The following is a 15822-nucleotide window of genomic DNA, read 5'->3' on the forward strand; positions in this document are numbered from 1 at the left end:
TTAGAGCATACCTTCCGGCGGATGCACGCAGGGCAGCTTGTCGTTGATATAGCGTTCGATTTCCGGCAGCGAGAAGGCATCCTCTTCACCGACAAAGCTAATCGACACACCCTTAGCACCAGCGCGACCGGTACGACCGATACGGTGTACGTAGTCTTCCGGATCTTCCGGCAGGGTGTAGTTGATGACGTGACTAACGTCTTCAATATGGATCCCACGGCCTGCAACGTCAGTGGCGACCAATACCTGAATCTCGCCTTCGCGGAAGCTTTCCAGGGTTTTAATACGCTGATTCTGAGGCACATCGCCCGACAGCATCGCCGCACTGACACCGGCTTTTTTGAGCAGATCGTCAAGCTTGCGAACTAAATCGCGACGGTTACCAAAGACCATCACACGCTCAAAGCTCTCTTGCTGAAGCAAATTAACCAGCAAGCGCTGCTTGTCGTCATCAGACACCAAATACACCCGCTGATCGATGTCCGCCTGATTCTCAACGGTGACTTCGATCTCAACGTGGGCAGGATCAAGCGTCCATTGACTGGCGAGATTCAAGATGTCGTCGGTAAAGGTGGCCGAGAAGAGGAAGGTCTGGCGCTCCTCTTTTTTCGGCGTGTAGCGAATAATCCGCTTCACATCGGGGATAAAGCCCATCGACAACATGCGGTCGGCTTCATCTAACACCAAAACTTCGACTTCATTGAGGTCGATATCGCGCTTCTGATGGAAATCCAACAGACGACCAGGTGTTGCCACCAGAATATCGATCTTGCTGCCCAGGCTGTCACGCTGTTTTTGGTAGTCCATACCGCCGACCACACTCGCCACATTGAGCTGCGTGAAACGCGCTAACGCTTTAGCATCCTTTTCAATCTGCAGTGCCAGCTCGCGGGTGGGCGCAATAATCAAGGCTCGCGGAGCCCCCGGCTTTTGACCATTGGGTGTTGGCTCTTCCAGGAAGTAGGCCATCACAGAGATCAAAAAGGCTGCGGTTTTTCCGGTTCCCGTTTGCGCTTTGCCGACAATGTCGCCACCTAATAGCGTCTGGCGCAGGGCCTCCGCTTGAATAGGTGTGCAGTACTCAAACCCCTGGGCATGAATAGCGCGCATTAAGGGCAGCGGCAGATCAAAGTCATGAAAGCGCCACTTACCGGCCACGGCGGGCACCTGAAACTGACGAAGATCCCAGTTCGACTGGCGACGACGCGGTTTACGGCGGCGACGTTTTGGCTTGCGATTCTGGGCCGGGGCTGTGGTCTGTTCCGACTCGCTCATAGGCTGTCTATCTGTCCATTGCTGTGGAAGTTGGCATCACGAAGTGCGCATTGTACCAGGGCTTGGCGATAAGAGCGCGTCCTGCTGTCGAAGGAGTCCCAAGGCCTGTTAGAATAGCCGTCAAATCGACGTAAGGAGCGCGACATGACGCGTAAGAAAAAAACTCGTTCACTGGCCGATAAGGTGACAATCCGTACCGGCCGGCGGAAAGATTATAAAAAATGGCGCCACGACAATCCCGACCAAGTGGCCCCTTCGCGCCGTTTTGTAGCGAAAAAGCAGCAGCAGCGCAAACTGCAGGCGGTGAGAAAACTCGCTCGCCAGCAGAGCGGGCAGGATATTGCTATACACCCTGACAAATCGAGCAGCGACGCTAGCAAACCTAAGGGGGACGACTCGTAATGCGCTTGGTCTCGTTCAACATTAATGGCATTCGAGCACGACTTCACCAGTTACAGGCGTTGATCGACACTCAGCAGCCGGACGTAATTGGGCTGCAGGAAACCAAGGTACAGGACAGCGAGTTCCCGCTTGCCGACGTGGAAGCCATGGGCTACCACGTTTTTTATCACGGCCAAAAAGGCCATTACGGCGTCGCTTTAATGTGCCGTCAGGCGCCCGAAGAGATTTTTTACGGTTTCCCCGATGATGAGGAAGACGCTCAGCGACGCATGATCGGCGTTCGTCTGATCGCCGAGGACGGAGAAGCCGTGACAGTATGGAACGGTTATTTTCCTCAGGGCGAAAACGTTACTCACCCGACCAAATTCCCCCATAAAGAGCGCTTTTATGGCCAACTAGCGCGATTGCTCAACGAACAGCACCGTCCCGACGAGCGGCTGGCGATCATGGGCGACTTTAATATCTCGCCGGAAGATCAGGACATTGGCATTGGCGACGCTAACCGCAAGCGCTGGCTGCGCGAAGGCAAAACCAGCTTTCAGCCCGTTGAGCGCGAATGGCTCGAAGGCATTAAAGCCTGGGGACTTACCGACAGCTATCGCCTCTGCTATCCACAAAGCGATGATCGTTTTAGCTGGTTTGATTACCGCTCAAAAGGGTTTAACCAGGAGCCCAAGCGCGGCCTGCGTATCGACTATATTCTAGTCACCAAGGCGCTAGCCGATCAGGTTACTGCCGCTGGCATCGACTATGACCTGCGCGGCATGGAACGCCCCTCTGATCACGCGCCTACCTGGAGCGACTTCGCTCTCACGCTTAAGGCGTAGTTTTCTACGTAGTCTTTTCTAGCCAAAGCTGGTCAGCCATTGCTCCGCCTCATCGTCACCTAGCGACGAGGCGCGGGCAAAAGCTTGTTTCGCTTGCCCATCCTCACCCCAGGCATAAGCGAGTTGGCCATAAGCCCGCCAGTCGGCGGCAGCTTGCGTATGCAGCGCTAAGGTGTGCCAGGCATTCAGGGCCTTCTCAACGTCTTTAGCCTGCCGCCAAGCGTTAGCAAGCAAACGCAGATGGGACTCATCGCGAACTATATCGCCCTCATTCAGCGCCCGCTCTAGGTGCTCTGCCGCTCTAGCAGGGGTTCCGCCGGCGAGATGAAGTTGAATCAACAGCCAGAAATCTTCCTGCTCGGTCAACTTACCTAATTGCCACGCCGTCTCCCACAGGGCAGCGGCTACCCCTGACTGACCAGCCTGTTGAGCAAGCCCGGCGGCTTGGCGCCAATCGGCGGCGTCGCTTTGCGCATTCAAGCCATCCAGCAGCCAGCCCAATGCCTGATCGCCTTGCCCTGCATTGCGATACACAGCAAGCGCCAGAGTCTGCTGTGCTTCGCTTAACTCTGGCGTCTCATTAAGCGCCTGCTCTAGCCAGTCGGCAGCGTCTTGCCAACGCTCCTGTTGCGCCAGCAGGCGGATTAACTGCCAGGTAGTGTCAATATCCTGTTGATTGGCTAACCACTCACTGAGTAACTCAATGGCTTGATCACGCTGACCGGCAGCACGGCGCAGTGAGGCCTCATCACGTAGCCAACGGGCTGCTTGGGCACTATCGACACCGTTTAAGCCACGGGCAATCGCCAGCCGATCCGCTGCCGCAGCGTGCTGATCCTGACGCGCCAAGGCACCTGCCGCCAACTGCTGATAGAGCGCACTGGCCCACTGATCCGATTGGTTGCCGGATGCCAACCGCTCAGCCTGGGCCGTTGCCCGCTCAACGACCTGAGGCAACGCGCCCTCTTTTAACTGGCTTTGCAGCGCATTGAGGTCAGCAATCACATCACCTTGTAGCGCAGGGCTGGCCTGTGACGAAAGAGGCCAAACACTGAGTAATAGAATGCATAAAAGACGCTTCATACGGCTACCTCAACTCAAACTCGATCCGCTGGGTGGCATTGCGTAACCGATCACTGGGTTCAAATTGCCACTTGGCAATTGCCTCCCGCGCGGCATCATCAAACACCCGACGCGGCTGCGCGCTGGTAACCCGTATAGAAGAGCTGTCGACACTGCCATCACGCCGAATCGTAAAAGCCACCTCTACAAAGCCTTCCATACCTCGGCGCTGGGCACGGGGCGGGTAATTTGGACCAACTTGGTTCGTCGGTGTCACCTGACCCACATTCACCGGCTCATTAGAGGGCGCTGGTTGAGCTTCCGGGGCAGCTTCGCGCACGGCGGGTGCAGAATCCACTGATGCAGGGGCTGCTCTAGGAGCTGCCTCAACAGGTTGCTGTTGCGGGGTCGGCTCTGGTCTCGGCTCAGAAGTAGGTTCGGGCCGGGGTTCCGGTTTAACTTCCGTTAGCTCCGGGAGTTCGCTGTCCATTTCAACCGGCTCGACGGGCTCATCTGGCAGCTCCACTTCAGGCAGACTAATAGTGCTTTCCGTTACCGGGGGCGGCTCGGGTGCAGGCATGGGCGGCGGCGTTTGCTGGGGTGCCGCTTCAACAGGCTGAGGCGTGGGCGCCTCCTGCTCAGGGGCCACCTCCGGCGCTTCAATCATGGTCATCGCCATGCTCATGGTCAGCTCTTCGGGCTCCCGCTCAGGGGGAGCCACTAGCTGGGCAAGTAGCCAGAACAAGCCCACCGCCAGCACGACGCCTCCCAATAATGACAGCAGGTGGCGCATCATGACCCACTCCGACTCGCCGCCACCGCCACTTGGTCAACGCCCGCCTCACGTAGGCGATCCATCACCTCGATCAGCAAGCCCGTGGTGGATTCGCGATCCGCCTGAATAACCACCGAGCCATCATCACTTAGCATATCGGCTACCTGCTGGCCGACCCGATGGGCATCCACGGGACTGCCATCTACCCACACTGCACCCTCGGGGGAAATCGCCACGAGCACCTGGGCATCCGGGCGCGGGGTGGCGGCGCTGGATTCCGGCCGCTCAATCTCGACACCGCTCTCTTTGACAAAGCTGGTAGTCACAATAAAGAAAATCAGCATGATAAATACCACGTCAAGCATCGGGGTAAGATTCACCTCGTTGCTCTCAGCAGTCGCATCTATGGAACGACGTCTACGCATCACTCTCCTCCAGTGCCCGCGCCAGGCGATCATGCAGCCGCTGGTCTTCGCGACGGATGACGTGCTCTAAACGACTAATAAATAACAGCCCTACTACGGCAATGGCCATGCCGGTCAAGGTCGGCAGTGTCGCCCGGGCAACCCCATCTGCCATAGCGCGGGCTTGATGGGTCTCGCTCAGCGAAAGGCTATCGAACACGCTAATCATGCCCGTCACGGTGCCTAACAAGCCTAGTAACGGACATAGCGCGACTAACAGTTTTAACCATGGCAAGGGTTTGCGCAGCCTGGCGACCAGCGCCTCGGCCCACACCTGACGCAGTGTCCGGGCACTCCAACTGGAGTGGTCACTACGTGCCGCCCAGCGGCGTAACAGTTGACGGCGTGCTATACGCCAAGTAATCCGGTAGTACCACCAGCGCTCCATAGCCATGGCAAACACCAGTATGGCCACGACGGCCAAAACCACCAGTACCGCGCCACCCGCCTCTACTAAGCGCTCAACGGGTTCGAGCCAGAGAGGAAGAGTGGACATGTTAATTCACCACGGGCGTGTGAGATTCCAGATGATCTGCCAGTGTCGCGCTCGCCTGCCCTTCAATCACGTGGGTCAAGTAACGGCTGCGGCCTGCCAAAGCGGTCTGTACAAACAACAGCGGTACGGCGGTAATTAGACCTAGTACGGTGGTCACTAGTGCCTGACTGATGCCGCCCGCCATAAGTTGCGGGTCGCCGGTGCCAAACACGGTAATCGCCTGGAAAGTCACGATCATGCCGGTTACCGTGCCCAGCAGGCCGAGCAACGGTGCTATCGCGGCAAGCAGCTTCACCATCGGCTGGCTGCGTTCCAACCTGGGCAACTCGGCCAACACCGCTTCATCCAACCGCGCTTCCAGCGCCTCCGGAGTTTGATGTTTATCCATGCCTTCAAAGCGCAGTAGCACCCGCCCCAACGGGTTATTGTCCCGCAACTGATCGAGGGATTGCCGCTGACGCTTTACGCGCAGGCTAACCAGCACTAGATAGAGATACTGCCCCAGACCGATGATCATACCCAGAATACCCAGCGCCACGACAACGTAGCCGACATAGCCGCCCTGCTGGAAACGCTCCCATAGACTGGGTTGCTGGGCCAAGGCCTCCAGCACGCTGCCCTGGGTAGGATCAATGGCAAAGACGCTGCTCTCGCCTGGGTAGTAATCCGCCAGTACCCCGCCAATGGCATCGGGGGTACGCGGCAGAACCACTAGGTTGCCGTCATTTTCACCGCGCTCTAAAAGCTCGTTCTCGGTAAAGGCCGCAAAATCGCCCAACCGCACCAACTCGCGGGCGGCCACCTCGCCGTTAGCATCGGCTACTGGCATTGAAAGCCGTTCGGCACGGCCGGTGCGCGCGGTTAGCGTTGCCAAGCGATCCACCACGTTTTCCAACTGATGGCGCTCAAGCACTTCCACTTCATCCAACCGCGGCGGCAGCGAGCCCTCCTCAAGGGTTAGCAGACTCTGTTCGCCAAGCGTGTTGCGAATCTCTGAGCTATGTCGGGCAAGATTGGCCAGCAGACTCGAGAGCGCTTCGCCCTGCTCTGCCTGGCGCTCGCTCAGCTCGCTGGCTTGATCTGTTTGCTCTGCCTGCTGCGCCTGTAGTGCTTCATGCTGCTGCTGGACATCTTCGTGCTCTGCGCGCGCCTGCTCCAGCGCGGACTCTAGCGCCTGCTGGTCATCCAGAAAGCTCATTAGCCGCTGCTGGTCTCGCGCTTCAGCAGCCTCACGGGCTTCACGCAGAGAAGTAGCGCTTTCGGTTTGCGCCATTGATATACCACTTACCGCTACCAGTCCCAATACAACACAGACATAGCCAAGTTGACGGAGTGTTAGTCGACTCATGGTTGCTCTCCCTGCAGGTCATTGGCACTGATCGAGAGCGGCAAGGTTAATAGATCAGGGGCGCGCTGATCTTCCGCCATACGCAGCCCACTGCGCACTTCACGCAGGTACTCGTCATCCAGCGGCTGCCATGCGCCGTTCTCAGCACTCCAAACACCCCCCTCACGGCCATCGGGGGTTAGGTAATAAAAGCCGATACGCCCGATGCGCAAGAAATCCACTTCGCGTTCGCGACCATCCTGACTTAAACGCCCCCGCCAGCTGTCCATCTCCTGACCATAATCGAGCTCAACACGCCAGGCCTCTAACAGTCCATTAATACGCTCGATAGTGTTTTGACCTTGCTCGTCTGGCTGACGCTCAACCCGCGCCAACCGCTCTTCACGTAGAAACGGCAGGTCACGCTCAATCCAGCCGCTCAGTTGCTCGGCCATATTCTGTTCGATCACGGGCAGCGCTGCGCGGGTCTCTTCCAGCGTATCCAGCGCCGTCGCCAAACGCTGCTGACGCTCGGCCTCTTCCGCCAAGCGCCCGGACAGAGAGGCGTTATCAGCCTTCAACTGGCGGGTTTCGCGCTCCAAACGGCGCAACTCCTCCAACTGCTCCCGGGTCTGTTCATCGGCAGCATCGATCTGCTCCTGAAGCGCTGCCTGGGTTTGCTGGGCTTCGACACTTTCGGCCGCTTGAGCCACTGCTTGTTCACTTGCCATCAGCGTGCCACTGGCCAGCACTCCCGCTAGCCACCATCCACGCAAGGCAAAGAAAGGCCTGTTCAGCACGTCGACTCTCCGTCACTGAGTAGCGGGCGGCGAGCACCGCCCAACTAGAAACTAATTAGGTATTAGAACGATTTGCGTTTATCTTTTACGGGTCATAGCCTACCACTAATAGAATAAATGACAATATTTATCATTAACAATCAGTCGATTTCGTTGCCGCTGGAAGCACTCTCCTCCATCATGACCGGCGTCCTACTGACCACCTTGCGAGGGTCTCTGAATGGGGATAGCACCATTAGATAGTTACTCGGAAATGCCCTATGACTGCCGAAACACTAAATCAGCTACGTTCACAGATTTCGACACTTTCAGGATCGGAGCGAGCAGCGCTGGCTCATGAGCCTGAACGACCCACGAGATAATTCCGTTGAACAAGCCTGGAACGAAGAAATCAGTCAGCGCGCCTTCAAAGCCAGAAGCGGCAATGCCACCTTACTGATCCGTGAGGAGTTTCGGAAGCAGATGCGCGAGAGGCTAGGTTAGTAACAGTGCGGGCAGTGAGAATACTGGAAGAAGCATCACAGGAAGCGATAGAAGCCGCAGCGTGGTCATCACGTTATTACCACCTAGATGAATAGTCGTATCACGACGTCGTACATTAATATCGGCGCGCTCTCGCTCGCAGTAGGTCACTTAGCGGTCGATGATCCGCCTCTGCCGCTCCTCATCCATTACGTTTCGTAAAGTATCCCTGGCCAAATCTTCATTATTCATAATCATTGGATCTCACTAGCCTTTCCTTGGTAACAAACCCACTAAGGAGAGATTCCAATGACATCAAATACAACCACAATCCCTCGTTTTCGCCCAGGCGTGACCGCCCTAGGGCTGCCTTTGCTTTTCATCGTTATGTGGAGCTCTGGCTACGTGGCTGGCAAAGCAGCCCTGCCCTTTGTCGGCCCGTACACCATGATCTTTCTGCGCTTCGCTAGTGCCGCCCTGGTTCTACTTATGGTCGCCGTTGCAACACGCGCACCGTGGCCAAAAACGTGGAAGGAGGTTGGCCACATTGCGGTTGTCGGGCTGCTGATTCAAGCAATGCAATTTTCGGGGCTCTATACCGGCATCAATCTCGGTGTGAGCGCGGGAGTTTCGGCACTCATTGTCGGCACAATGCCCATCTTCGTTGCACTTGGCGCCAGTGTTTTTCTTTCTGAACGCATCAAGCAACATCAATGGGTGGGCCTTCTGATTGGCCTAGCAGGTGTTGTGTTGGTCGTTTCGGAAAAGTTCTCTTTTGGGGAGGCAACGGTCGGGGGCTATATCGCGATTCTCTTCGCCCTACTTGGTATCACGCTGGGCACGCTTTACCAGAAGAAATTTTGTACAAGCATGGATCTACGTACGGGTGGATTCATTCAACTGAGTGTCGCAGCAACCTTTGCATTTGTTGCAGCCCATATACTTGAAGACCTGTACTTCCAAGTCACGCCTACTTTCTTATTCGCGACAAGCTGGATGAGCCTTGTGAACTCGATTGGAGCCATCAGCGTGCTATACGTCATGATTCGTCGCGGCGAGGCAAGCAAAGTGGCCAGCCTCTTCTACCTAATACCCGGCATGACCGCCCTTATGGCCTTTGTGATTCTCGGCGAAACACTTCACCCGTTAGCCATGATTGGCTTTGCAGTCACCGCTTGCGGGGTTTATCTGAATAACCGCTAGCCGTTTCGCCTTGCCCCAATCACATAGCGCATGGCACTTGGAGAGGCGCAGCTCCTGCTTTCTGTTGTTCAGGAGAGTCCCAGCAGCGACGAATAAGCTGAATCAGCCACTCTACTTGGTGGGACTCGACGTTGGCAGCGATTTTAATGCTGATTCGAATATCCGGCAGCAAAGGGAGTTGTTGCTCATTTATCGGGGAGGCGAGCCCATATAGTGACGGGATAAAAGGGAGAGCGCTCACACCCAGGCCCGCTTTGACCGCTGCTAGTAAATCGCCTAAATCACGCGCCTCATAAGCTATGCGCCATTGCAGCTGACTGTGCTTGAGCCTGTTGATTTGCAGGTCTCGTAGTATGCACGGGGGAGAAAAAGCAACAAGTGGAATCTCATTACAGGATGCTAGTAAAGAGTGTTGGGCTCCTACCCAGGAAAGGCGCCGGTCTGCCACATGTATGCTTTCTAGCACACTCGGACGCGATGTTTCGGGAATGTCGACAGCGATGACCATATCAAGCTGTCCATCATTGAGCTTATGTTGCAGTACCGTTGAGCGCCCTAGCTGAGGAATAATGCGAATTCCCTTTTGCTCAAGAGGCAAGGAGGCCAGCATGATCGGCAGGTAGTCTTGAGCAAAGTATTCCGACACTCCCAAGCGAATCTCTTTTGCAACTCCACGATACTGCCCGAGCTTATCGAAAGCTTCGTCGTTGAGGGCAAGAATTTGCCGCGCGTACCATAGAAAGAGTTCACCTGACTCTGTAAGGCGCCTTCGCCGCCCATGGGTCGCGAACAAAGTATTACCAAGCTGTTCCTCAAGACGACGCACATGGTGAGAAACAGCCGATTGAGTTAGATGCAAGACCTGCGCCGCTTCGGAAAACCCACCGCAATCGCTTATGGATACCAGCGTACGCAATAGTGTTGTATCTAAGTTGGCCTTACGTGCAGTCTTTATTATGTCTGCCATGCCCCCACTCTCCACAAATGCATGTTCTTTTATACGCTTGCGGGAGAATTAAACGCAACCAGACAATTGGTTTTCCAGAAGAGATCGCCAAGCGGTGCTAATGGAATCGAAGCATTACTCAATACGTTTAAAGTTATCGGACATCAATGACGCTTAGCGCATACCTAGCCTGGATTATGGCCAGCCTTAAACGCTGTTGCCTTACTGAGAAATCAACACTAATTTACCACTACGTACTCTTTCGTCAGCGGCGCTAGAGGAAGCAGCCAAGCCTCTTCACGGGTCACCCATCTTGCCTCGGCAATTTCAGCTGCCGCCTCGACAGGCTCATCAATAACAAGGCTAAACAGGTGCGCTTCGAGCATCATGCCCGGCTCATTGGCAGCGGGAGCGGAGTGTATGCCTAACGGCGAAAGCTGATCGCTATTCACGTTCAAGCCTAACTCCTCTTTCAGCTCACGGCACAGTGCCTCTAGCTCGGTTTCACCCGCATCGATCTTGCCGCCGGGCTGCATAAAGAAGGACGTATTGTGCTTACGCACGAGTAGCAAACGACCATCTGGATCGCTCACCATTGCTGCGGCAATTTTCAATACGTTAGCGGGGTTGTCTGGCATACCTCCTCCTTTATGCGCCTTTATCTATACCACCAGCTTATCTACTACCCACTCATACGGCCATTAAAACGCCCAGTCGTCGTCTTCGGTGGCGACGGCTTTGCCGATCACGTAGGAGGAGCCGGAGCCGGAGAAGAAATCGTGGTTCTCGTCGGCGTTGGGTGACAGCGCCGCCATGATGGTTGGATCTACATCGGTGACGCTGCTGGGGAATAGGGGCTCAAAGCCAAGATTCATCAGCGCTTTATTGGCGTTGTAGTGAAGGAATTTTTTCACATCTTCGCTTAGACCTACCTCGTCATACAGTGACTCGGTGTAGCGCACTTCGTTGTCGTAGAGCTCCAGCAGCAGCTCGTAGGCGTAATCTTTGACTTCCTGCTGACGCGCTGGCGTCGCTTCCGCCATTGCCTGCTGGAATTTATAGCCGATGTAGTAGCCGTGTACCGCTTCGTCGCGAATGATTAGACGAATAAGGTCGGCGGTGTTGGTCAACTTGGCATGGCTTGACCAGTACATCGGCAGGTAGAAGCCGGAGTAGAACAGAAATGACTCCAGGAACACGCTGGCGACTTTGCGCATCAGCGGATCATCCGAGCGGTAGCGCTCTAAAATCAGCTCAGATTTCGCCTGCAGCGTGGGATTCTCTTCACTCCAGCGAAAGGCATCGTCCACATCACGAGTGGTGCAGAGCGTCGAGAAAATCGAGCTGTAGGAGCGCGCATGCACTGATTCCATAAAGGCGATGTTGGTGTAAACCGCCTCTTCATGGGGAGTGCGAGCATCTTCCATTAATACCGGCGCACCCACGCTGCCTTGGATGGTGTCCAGCAGTGTCAGGCCCGTGAAAACGCGGATCGTCAGCTGCTTTTCTTTCTCGGTCAGCGTATTCCACGACTGAATATCGTTCGACAGTGGCACCTTCTCGGGCAGCCAAAAATTACTGGTCAAGCGGTTCCACACTTCCAGGTCTTTATCGTCTTGAAGCCGGTTCCAGTTAATCGCATCAACCCGCGATAAACGTTGCATGGTATTCATATCACTCTCTCGAAGCCCGGCTGTGACAGCCGGGCTAGCAAAGCTTATTTATAAAAATTGGTTATAAAAAGCTTGTTTTAAAAACGAATGCTCAATAACAGATACAAGGCGTATCGACAGAAATCAGTACCATTACAGCGTGCAGGAAACGCAGCCTTCTACCTCGGTACCTTCTAACGCACTCTGGCGCAGGCGAATGTAGTAAAGCGTTTTGATGCCTTTGCGCCAGGCGTAAATCTGCGCCTTATTGATATCGCGCGTGCTTGCGGTGTCCGGGAAGAACAGCGTTAGCGATAAGCCCTGATCGACGTGCTGCGAGGCTTCCGCGTAGGTATCGATGATCTTTTCCGGGCCGATTTCGTAGGCGTCCTGGAAGTAGTCAAAATTAGCTTCATCCAGGAAAGGCGCCGGGTAATAAACGCGTCCCAACTTGCCCTCTTTACGAATCTCGATTCTCGCCGCCACCGGGTGAATACTGGAGGTGGAGTTATTGATATAGGAGATCGACCCCGTGGGCGGTACTGCCTGCAGGTTACGGTTATACAAACCGTGGGCCATGACCGAGGCTTTCAGCTCCTGCCAATCGTCCTGGGTCGGCAGCGCGATACCGCTGCGCTCAAATAGCCCACGTACTTTATCGGTGCGCGGCAGCCACGCCTGGTCGGTGTACTTATCGAAGAAAGTACCCGAGGCGTAGGTAGAGTCTGCAAAGCCCGCAAACGACTCTTTGTGCTCAATCGCCAAACGGTTCGACGCACGAATCGCATGGAAGGCAACGCAGTAGAAGTAGAGGTTGGTAAAATCCAAACCTTCGTCAGAGCCGTAGTAAATGTGCTCCCGCGCCAGATAGCCGTGCAGGTTCATCTGGCCCAAGCCAATCGCCCGCGACTTGGCATTACCTTCGGCAATAGAGGGCACGCTGCGCAGGTTACTCATCTCTGATACGGCGGTGAGGCCACGAATGGCGATTTCCACACTGGTACCGATATCGCCTGCGTCCATCACCTTGGCAATGTTCATGGAGCCCAGGTTACAGGAGATGTCCTGACCGATTTGGCGATAACCCAGGTCATCGTCATACTCGGTAGGCGTATTGACCTGAAGAATTTCCGAGCAAAGGTTGCTCATGTTGATACGGCCAGCAATCGGGTTGGCGCGATTAACCGTGTCTTCGAACATGATGTACGGGTAGCCCGACTCGAACTGCAGCTCGGCTAGAGTTTGGAAGAAGGCCCGTGCATTGATCTTATGCTTACGAATGCGCGCATCCGCAACCATCTCTTGGTACTTCTCGGTAACGCTGATGTCGCCAAAGGGCACGCCGTAAACACGCTCTACATCGTAGGGCGAGAACAGGTACATGTCGTCGTTGCGCTTGGCAAGTTCAAAGGTAATATCCGGAATCGTCACGCCCAGGGAGAGCGTTTTGATACGAATTTTCTCGTCGGCATTTTCCCGCTTGGTATCCAAAAAGCGCAGGATATCCGGGTGGTGAGCGTTAAGATACACCGCCCCTGCCCCCTGACGAGCCCCCAGCTGGTTAGCATAGGAGAAGGCGTCTTCCAGCAGTTTCATAATCGGGATGATGCCCGATGACTGGTTTTCAATACGCTTGATGGGCGCACCCGACTCACGAATATTACTGAGCAGAAACGCCACGCCGCCGCCGCGTTTGGAGAGCTGGAGGGCCGAGTTAATCGAACGGCCAATCGACTCCATATTGTCTTCGATACGCAGTAGGAAGCATGACACCAGCTCGCCGCGCTGCTGCTTGCCACAGTTCAAAAAGGTGGGGGTCGCCGGCTGAAAGCGGCCGCTAATGATTTCATCCACCAGCGACTTCGCCAGCGTTTCGTCGCCCCGCGCCAGGGTTAGCGCGACCATGCAGACGCGGTCTTCGTAACGCTCTAGATAGCGCTTGCCGTCGAACGTCTTCAGCGTGTAGCTGGTGTAGTACTTAAAGGCGCCCAAAAAGCTAGGGAAGCGAAACTTATATGCATAGGCCTGCTCGAACAGCGCCTTGATAAAGGCGAAGCTGTACTGGGCCAGCATCTCGGCTTCGTAATACTGCTCTTCGACCAGGTAATCGAGTTTCTCCTCTAACGAGTGGAAAAACACCGTGTTCTGGTTAACGTGCTGCAAAAAGTACTGGCGTGCCGCTTCGCGATCTTTATCCAGCTGCAGCTCGCCATTGGCACCGTACAGGTTGAGCATGGCGTTAAGAGCGTGATAGTCCAGCGTGCGAGCTTCTGTCTTCGCCGCTGGCCGCTTGGCCTCACCGTTTTTAGTGGATACGTCGTTCGAGACTGAGTCTTTCGGCGCTGAGTCTTTCAGGGCTAGGTTTGTCGTTTCCAAAACTCTTCTACTCCTTGACGGACATTGGCCACGTCATCGTCGGTGCCAAATAATTCGAATCGATACAGCAGCGGCACTTGGCATTTTTTCGCAATAATGCGGCCAGCAAGGCCATACGCTTCGCCAAAATTTGTATTTCCCGCTGCAATCACCCCCCGCAGGAGGCTTCGATTATGTGTGTCGTTAAGAAAATGGATCACCTGCTTGGGCACCGCACCCTGCTCGCTTCCCCCACCATAAGTGGGGGTAATTAAAATATACGGCTGGGTGACTCGTGGAACAGGCTCATCTCGATTCAACGGCAGTCGCTTTGCGGCAAAACCAAGTTTTTCTACAAATCGATGGGTATTGCCTGATTTTGTAGAGAAGTAAACCAAACTGCCGGCGATAGGTGAAGGTGAGCAACTTGCCAGCATTGGGATGACTTAAGCCAGCGCTTGAATGCGGTCTGGGCGGAAACCCGACCAGTGATCCTCGCCGACGACTACGACAGGAAGCTGGCGATAGCCGAGAGCTTCGACTTCTTCTTGGGCACCGGATTCGGCGGTAATATCGATAACAGTGTAATCAAGCCCCTGCTTGTCGAGCGCGCGGTAAGTCGCGGTGCATTGAACACAAGCGGGCTTGCTATAAATTTGGATTTCCATGGCTATTTTCCTTTTCATAGCGGCATTTTTCGGGTAGGGCACATCTAGTGCCTGCCCTCTCTAAAAGATACGACGCATACTATATATAGACCAATGAAAAATCAATTCAAGCATATGTGGTATTTTTCATCCACAGGATATTGACAGCTAATGCCCAACCCTGCCCCTAAAACACTGTCCCAGGCAATAAAAAACCGCCCACTAAAAAGTGGACGGTTTTTAACAGCGCCGTGAACCGGCGCAGTTAGCGGCTCATAGCAATATTAGCTAATCGCAGCTTGATAACGACGCTCAACGTCTTCCCAGTTAACTACGTTAAAGAACGCAGCAATGTAGTCAGGACGCTTGTTTTGATACTTCAGGTAGTAGGCATGCTCCCAAACATCCAGACCGAGCAGCGGCGTGTTGCCGTGCATCAACGGGCTGTCTTGGTTCAGGGTATTCTCTACCACCAATTTCTTTTCAGGAGTAATGGAGAGCCAAGCCCAACCACTGCCGAAACGGCCAAGGGCGGCTTTTTTGAATTCTTCTTTAAAGGCTTCCAGGCCACCCAGCTCAGCGTCAATCGCTTTTGCGACATCACCCTGGGGATTACCACCACCGTTAGGCGACATCATTTGCCAAAACATGGAGTGGTTGGCATGACCGCCACCGTTATTGATAACGGCTTGACGCTTGGCTTCTGGAACGCGATCCAGATTAGCGACCAGCTCTTCGACAGGTACATCTTCAAGACCTGTGCCTTCCAGCGTGGCGTTCAGGTTGTTGATGTAGGTTTGATGGTGACGAGAATGGTGAATTTCCATCGTCATCGCATCGATGTTTGGTTCGAGAGCGTCATATGCGTACGGCAATTCGGGTAGTGTATGTGCCATATCATCATCTCCTTGAGTGGCTTTCGTTGCTTTCACTTATCTATGTGCGGTCAGCCCGCAGCTTTTTCAACCACCGGGGTGGTTTTTCTTACCTTTTGCCCCAGTACTTTAGTCAACTATTGCCAGTTTACCTAATACACCCGCCAAAAAAAAAGCCGACTTCTGGCGAAGTCGGCCCACCGCTATTGAATCACGGTATTGCTTACAGCTTGCTCTCAAGCTCGGGCAGGATC

General features: G+C 54.7%; 18 protein-coding genes. 4 read left to right on the top strand and 14 right to left on the bottom strand.

Annotated elements, in window-relative coordinates:
- Complete coding sequence (gene rhlB / locus K7H09_RS18425; RefSeq protein ID WP_022523847.1) at nt 1–1275, bottom strand: ATP-dependent RNA helicase RhlB; 1275 nt, start codon at nt 1273–1275, stop codon at nt 1–3.
- Between the two features lie 144 nt (nt 1276–1419).
- On the opposite strand from rhlB, the gene K7H09_RS18430 reads away from it, so the two are divergent.
- Together K7H09_RS18430 and xthA are read left to right on the top strand one after the other, a co-directional pair.
- Entirely contained in the window at nt 1420–1677 is a 258-nt protein-coding gene (locus tag K7H09_RS18430; RefSeq protein ID WP_022523848.1) for a hypothetical protein, read from the top strand.
- The gene (xthA, locus tag K7H09_RS18435) at nt 1677–2504 is read left to right on the top strand and encodes an exodeoxyribonuclease III (RefSeq protein WP_009286434.1); all 828 of its coding nucleotides are present in this window, start codon (nt 1677–1679) and stop codon (nt 2502–2504) included. Before K7H09_RS18430 ends, xthA begins: the two co-directional genes overlap by 1 nt.
- An 18-nt stretch (nt 2505–2522) precedes the next feature.
- Here the strand turns inward: xthA and K7H09_RS18440 are convergent, their stop codons facing one another.
- Genes K7H09_RS18440 through K7H09_RS18465 form a run of 6 tightly spaced genes read right to left on the bottom strand, consistent with a single transcriptional unit; the run spans nt 2523 to nt 7428 of the window.
- A complete protein-coding gene (locus tag K7H09_RS18440) occupies nt 2523–3587 on the bottom strand; it encodes a tetratricopeptide repeat protein (RefSeq protein WP_141441249.1) in 1065 nt (354 codons plus the stop codon).
- Nucleotides 3588–3591: 4 nt separating this feature from the next.
- The gene (locus K7H09_RS18445) at nt 3592–4362 is read right to left on the bottom strand and encodes a TonB family protein (protein WP_027959125.1); all 771 of its coding nucleotides are present in this window, start codon (nt 4360–4362) and stop codon (nt 3592–3594) included.
- A complete protein-coding gene (locus tag K7H09_RS18450; protein ID WP_022523852.1) occupies nt 4359–4766 on the bottom strand; it encodes an ExbD/TolR family protein in 408 nt (135 codons plus the stop codon). The genes K7H09_RS18445 and K7H09_RS18450 overlap by 4 nt, the downstream gene beginning before the upstream one ends.
- Entirely contained in the window at nt 4759–5301 is a 543-nt protein-coding gene (locus K7H09_RS18455) for a MotA/TolQ/ExbB proton channel family protein (RefSeq protein ID WP_039858198.1), read from the bottom strand. Before K7H09_RS18455 ends, K7H09_RS18450 begins: the two co-directional genes overlap by 8 nt.
- Before the next feature lies 1 nt (nt 5302).
- Nucleotides 5303–6649 carry a MotA/TolQ/ExbB proton channel family protein gene (locus tag K7H09_RS18460; RefSeq protein ID WP_039858195.1) on the bottom strand — a complete coding sequence of 449 codons (1347 nt, stop codon included), beginning with the start codon at nt 6647–6649 and terminating at the stop codon, nt 5303–5305.
- A complete protein-coding gene (locus tag K7H09_RS18465) occupies nt 6646–7428 on the bottom strand; it encodes a DUF3450 domain-containing protein (RefSeq protein WP_022523855.1) in 783 nt (260 codons plus the stop codon). The genes K7H09_RS18460 and K7H09_RS18465 overlap by 4 nt, the downstream gene beginning before the upstream one ends.
- Before the next feature lie 336 nt (nt 7429–7764).
- Between K7H09_RS18465 and K7H09_RS18470 the strand changes: the two genes are divergently transcribed.
- Together K7H09_RS18470 and K7H09_RS18475 are read left to right on the top strand one after the other, a co-directional pair.
- Nucleotides 7765–7911, top strand: a complete 147-nt coding sequence (locus K7H09_RS18470) for a hypothetical protein (RefSeq protein WP_084625317.1) — start codon at nt 7765–7767, stop codon at nt 7909–7911.
- Between the two features lie 288 nt (nt 7912–8199).
- Nucleotides 8200–9093 (top strand): DMT family transporter, encoded by an 894-nt coding sequence (locus K7H09_RS18475; protein WP_009286431.1) that lies wholly within the window; start codon nt 8200–8202, stop codon nt 9091–9093.
- A 19-nt stretch (nt 9094–9112) separates the two neighbouring features.
- Here K7H09_RS18475 and K7H09_RS18480 read toward each other — a convergent pair whose 3' ends face one another.
- The 7 genes from K7H09_RS18480 to K7H09_RS18510 form a co-directional block, all read right to left on the bottom strand.
- Nucleotides 9113–10060, bottom strand: a complete 948-nt coding sequence (locus K7H09_RS18480; protein ID WP_039858192.1) for a LysR substrate-binding domain-containing protein — start codon at nt 10058–10060, stop codon at nt 9113–9115.
- A gap of 218 nt (nt 10061–10278) precedes the next feature.
- Complete coding sequence (locus K7H09_RS18485) at nt 10279–10677, bottom strand: NUDIX hydrolase (protein WP_039858189.1); 399 nt, start codon at nt 10675–10677, stop codon at nt 10279–10281.
- A 63-nt stretch (nt 10678–10740) separates the two neighbouring features.
- Nucleotides 10741–11712: a class 1b ribonucleoside-diphosphate reductase subunit beta gene (gene nrdF, locus K7H09_RS18490; protein WP_041158325.1), complete on the bottom strand. Its 972-nt coding sequence runs from the start codon at nt 11710–11712 to the stop codon at nt 10741–10743.
- Nucleotides 11713–11844: 132 nt separating this feature from the next.
- Nucleotides 11845–14067, bottom strand: coding sequence for a class 1b ribonucleoside-diphosphate reductase subunit alpha (gene nrdE, locus K7H09_RS18495; protein WP_022523858.1), 2223 nt, complete (start codon nt 14065–14067; stop codon nt 11845–11847).
- Nucleotides 14049–14483, bottom strand: coding sequence for a class Ib ribonucleoside-diphosphate reductase assembly flavoprotein NrdI (nrdI, locus tag K7H09_RS18500; protein WP_009286427.1), 435 nt, complete (start codon nt 14481–14483; stop codon nt 14049–14051). The genes nrdE and nrdI overlap by 19 nt, the downstream gene beginning before the upstream one ends.
- 9 nt (nt 14484–14492) lie before the next feature.
- The gene (nrdH, locus tag K7H09_RS18505) at nt 14493–14714 is read right to left on the bottom strand and encodes a glutaredoxin-like protein NrdH (RefSeq protein ID WP_008956787.1); all 222 of its coding nucleotides are present in this window, start codon (nt 14712–14714) and stop codon (nt 14493–14495) included.
- 263 nt (nt 14715–14977) lie between these two features.
- The gene (locus K7H09_RS18510) at nt 14978–15589 is read right to left on the bottom strand and encodes a superoxide dismutase (RefSeq protein ID WP_022523859.1); all 612 of its coding nucleotides are present in this window, start codon (nt 15587–15589) and stop codon (nt 14978–14980) included.
- Nucleotides 15590–15822 lie beyond the last annotated feature (233 nt).

The organism is Halomonas sp. IOP_14 (assembly GCF_021021315.1).
Classification (GTDB): domain Bacteria; phylum Pseudomonadota; class Gammaproteobacteria; order Pseudomonadales; family Halomonadaceae; genus Vreelandella; species Vreelandella titanicae.

What these genes read in the sequence shown, in the direction of transcription:
- rhlB (WP_022523847.1), bottom strand. Translation starts at nt 1,275, where the DNA reads ATGAGCGAGTCGGAACAGACCACAGCCCCGGCCCAGAATCGCAAGCCA.
- K7H09_RS18430 (WP_022523848.1), top strand. Translation starts at nt 1,420, where the DNA reads ATGACGCGTAAGAAAAAAACTCGTTCACTGGCCGATAAGGTGACAATC.
- xthA (WP_009286434.1), top strand. Translation starts at nt 1,677, where the DNA reads ATGCGCTTGGTCTCGTTCAACATTAATGGCATTCGAGCACGACTTCAC.
- K7H09_RS18440 (WP_141441249.1), bottom strand. Translation starts at nt 3,587, where the DNA reads ATGAAGCGTCTTTTATGCATTCTATTACTCAGTGTTTGGCCTCTTTCG.
- K7H09_RS18445 (WP_027959125.1), bottom strand. Translation starts at nt 4,362, where the DNA reads ATGATGCGCCACCTGCTGTCATTATTGGGAGGCGTCGTGCTGGCGGTG.
- K7H09_RS18450 (WP_022523852.1), bottom strand. Translation starts at nt 4,766, where the DNA reads ATGCGTAGACGTCGTTCCATAGATGCGACTGCTGAGAGCAACGAGGTG.
- K7H09_RS18455 (WP_039858198.1), bottom strand. Translation starts at nt 5,301, where the DNA reads ATGTCCACTCTTCCTCTCTGGCTCGAACCCGTTGAGCGCTTAGTAGAG.
- K7H09_RS18460 (WP_039858195.1), bottom strand. Translation starts at nt 6,649, where the DNA reads ATGAGTCGACTAACACTCCGTCAACTTGGCTATGTCTGTGTTGTATTG.
- K7H09_RS18470 (WP_084625317.1), top strand. Translation starts at nt 7,765, where the DNA reads ATGAGCCTGAACGACCCACGAGATAATTCCGTTGAACAAGCCTGGAAC.
- K7H09_RS18475 (WP_009286431.1), top strand. Translation starts at nt 8,200, where the DNA reads ATGACATCAAATACAACCACAATCCCTCGTTTTCGCCCAGGCGTGACC.
- K7H09_RS18480 (WP_039858192.1), bottom strand. Translation starts at nt 10,060, where the DNA reads ATGGCAGACATAATAAAGACTGCACGTAAGGCCAACTTAGATACAACA.
- K7H09_RS18485 (WP_039858189.1), bottom strand. Translation starts at nt 10,677, where the DNA reads ATGCCAGACAACCCCGCTAACGTATTGAAAATTGCCGCAGCAATGGTG.
- nrdF (WP_041158325.1), bottom strand. Translation starts at nt 11,712, where the DNA reads ATGAATACCATGCAACGTTTATCGCGGGTTGATGCGATTAACTGGAAC.
- nrdI (WP_009286427.1), bottom strand. Translation starts at nt 14,483, where the DNA reads ATGCTGGCAAGTTGCTCACCTTCACCTATCGCCGGCAGTTTGGTTTAC.
- nrdH (WP_008956787.1), bottom strand. Translation starts at nt 14,714, where the DNA reads ATGGAAATCCAAATTTATAGCAAGCCCGCTTGTGTTCAATGCACCGCG.
- K7H09_RS18510 (WP_022523859.1), bottom strand. Translation starts at nt 15,589, where the DNA reads ATGGCACATACACTACCCGAATTGCCGTACGCATATGACGCTCTCGAA.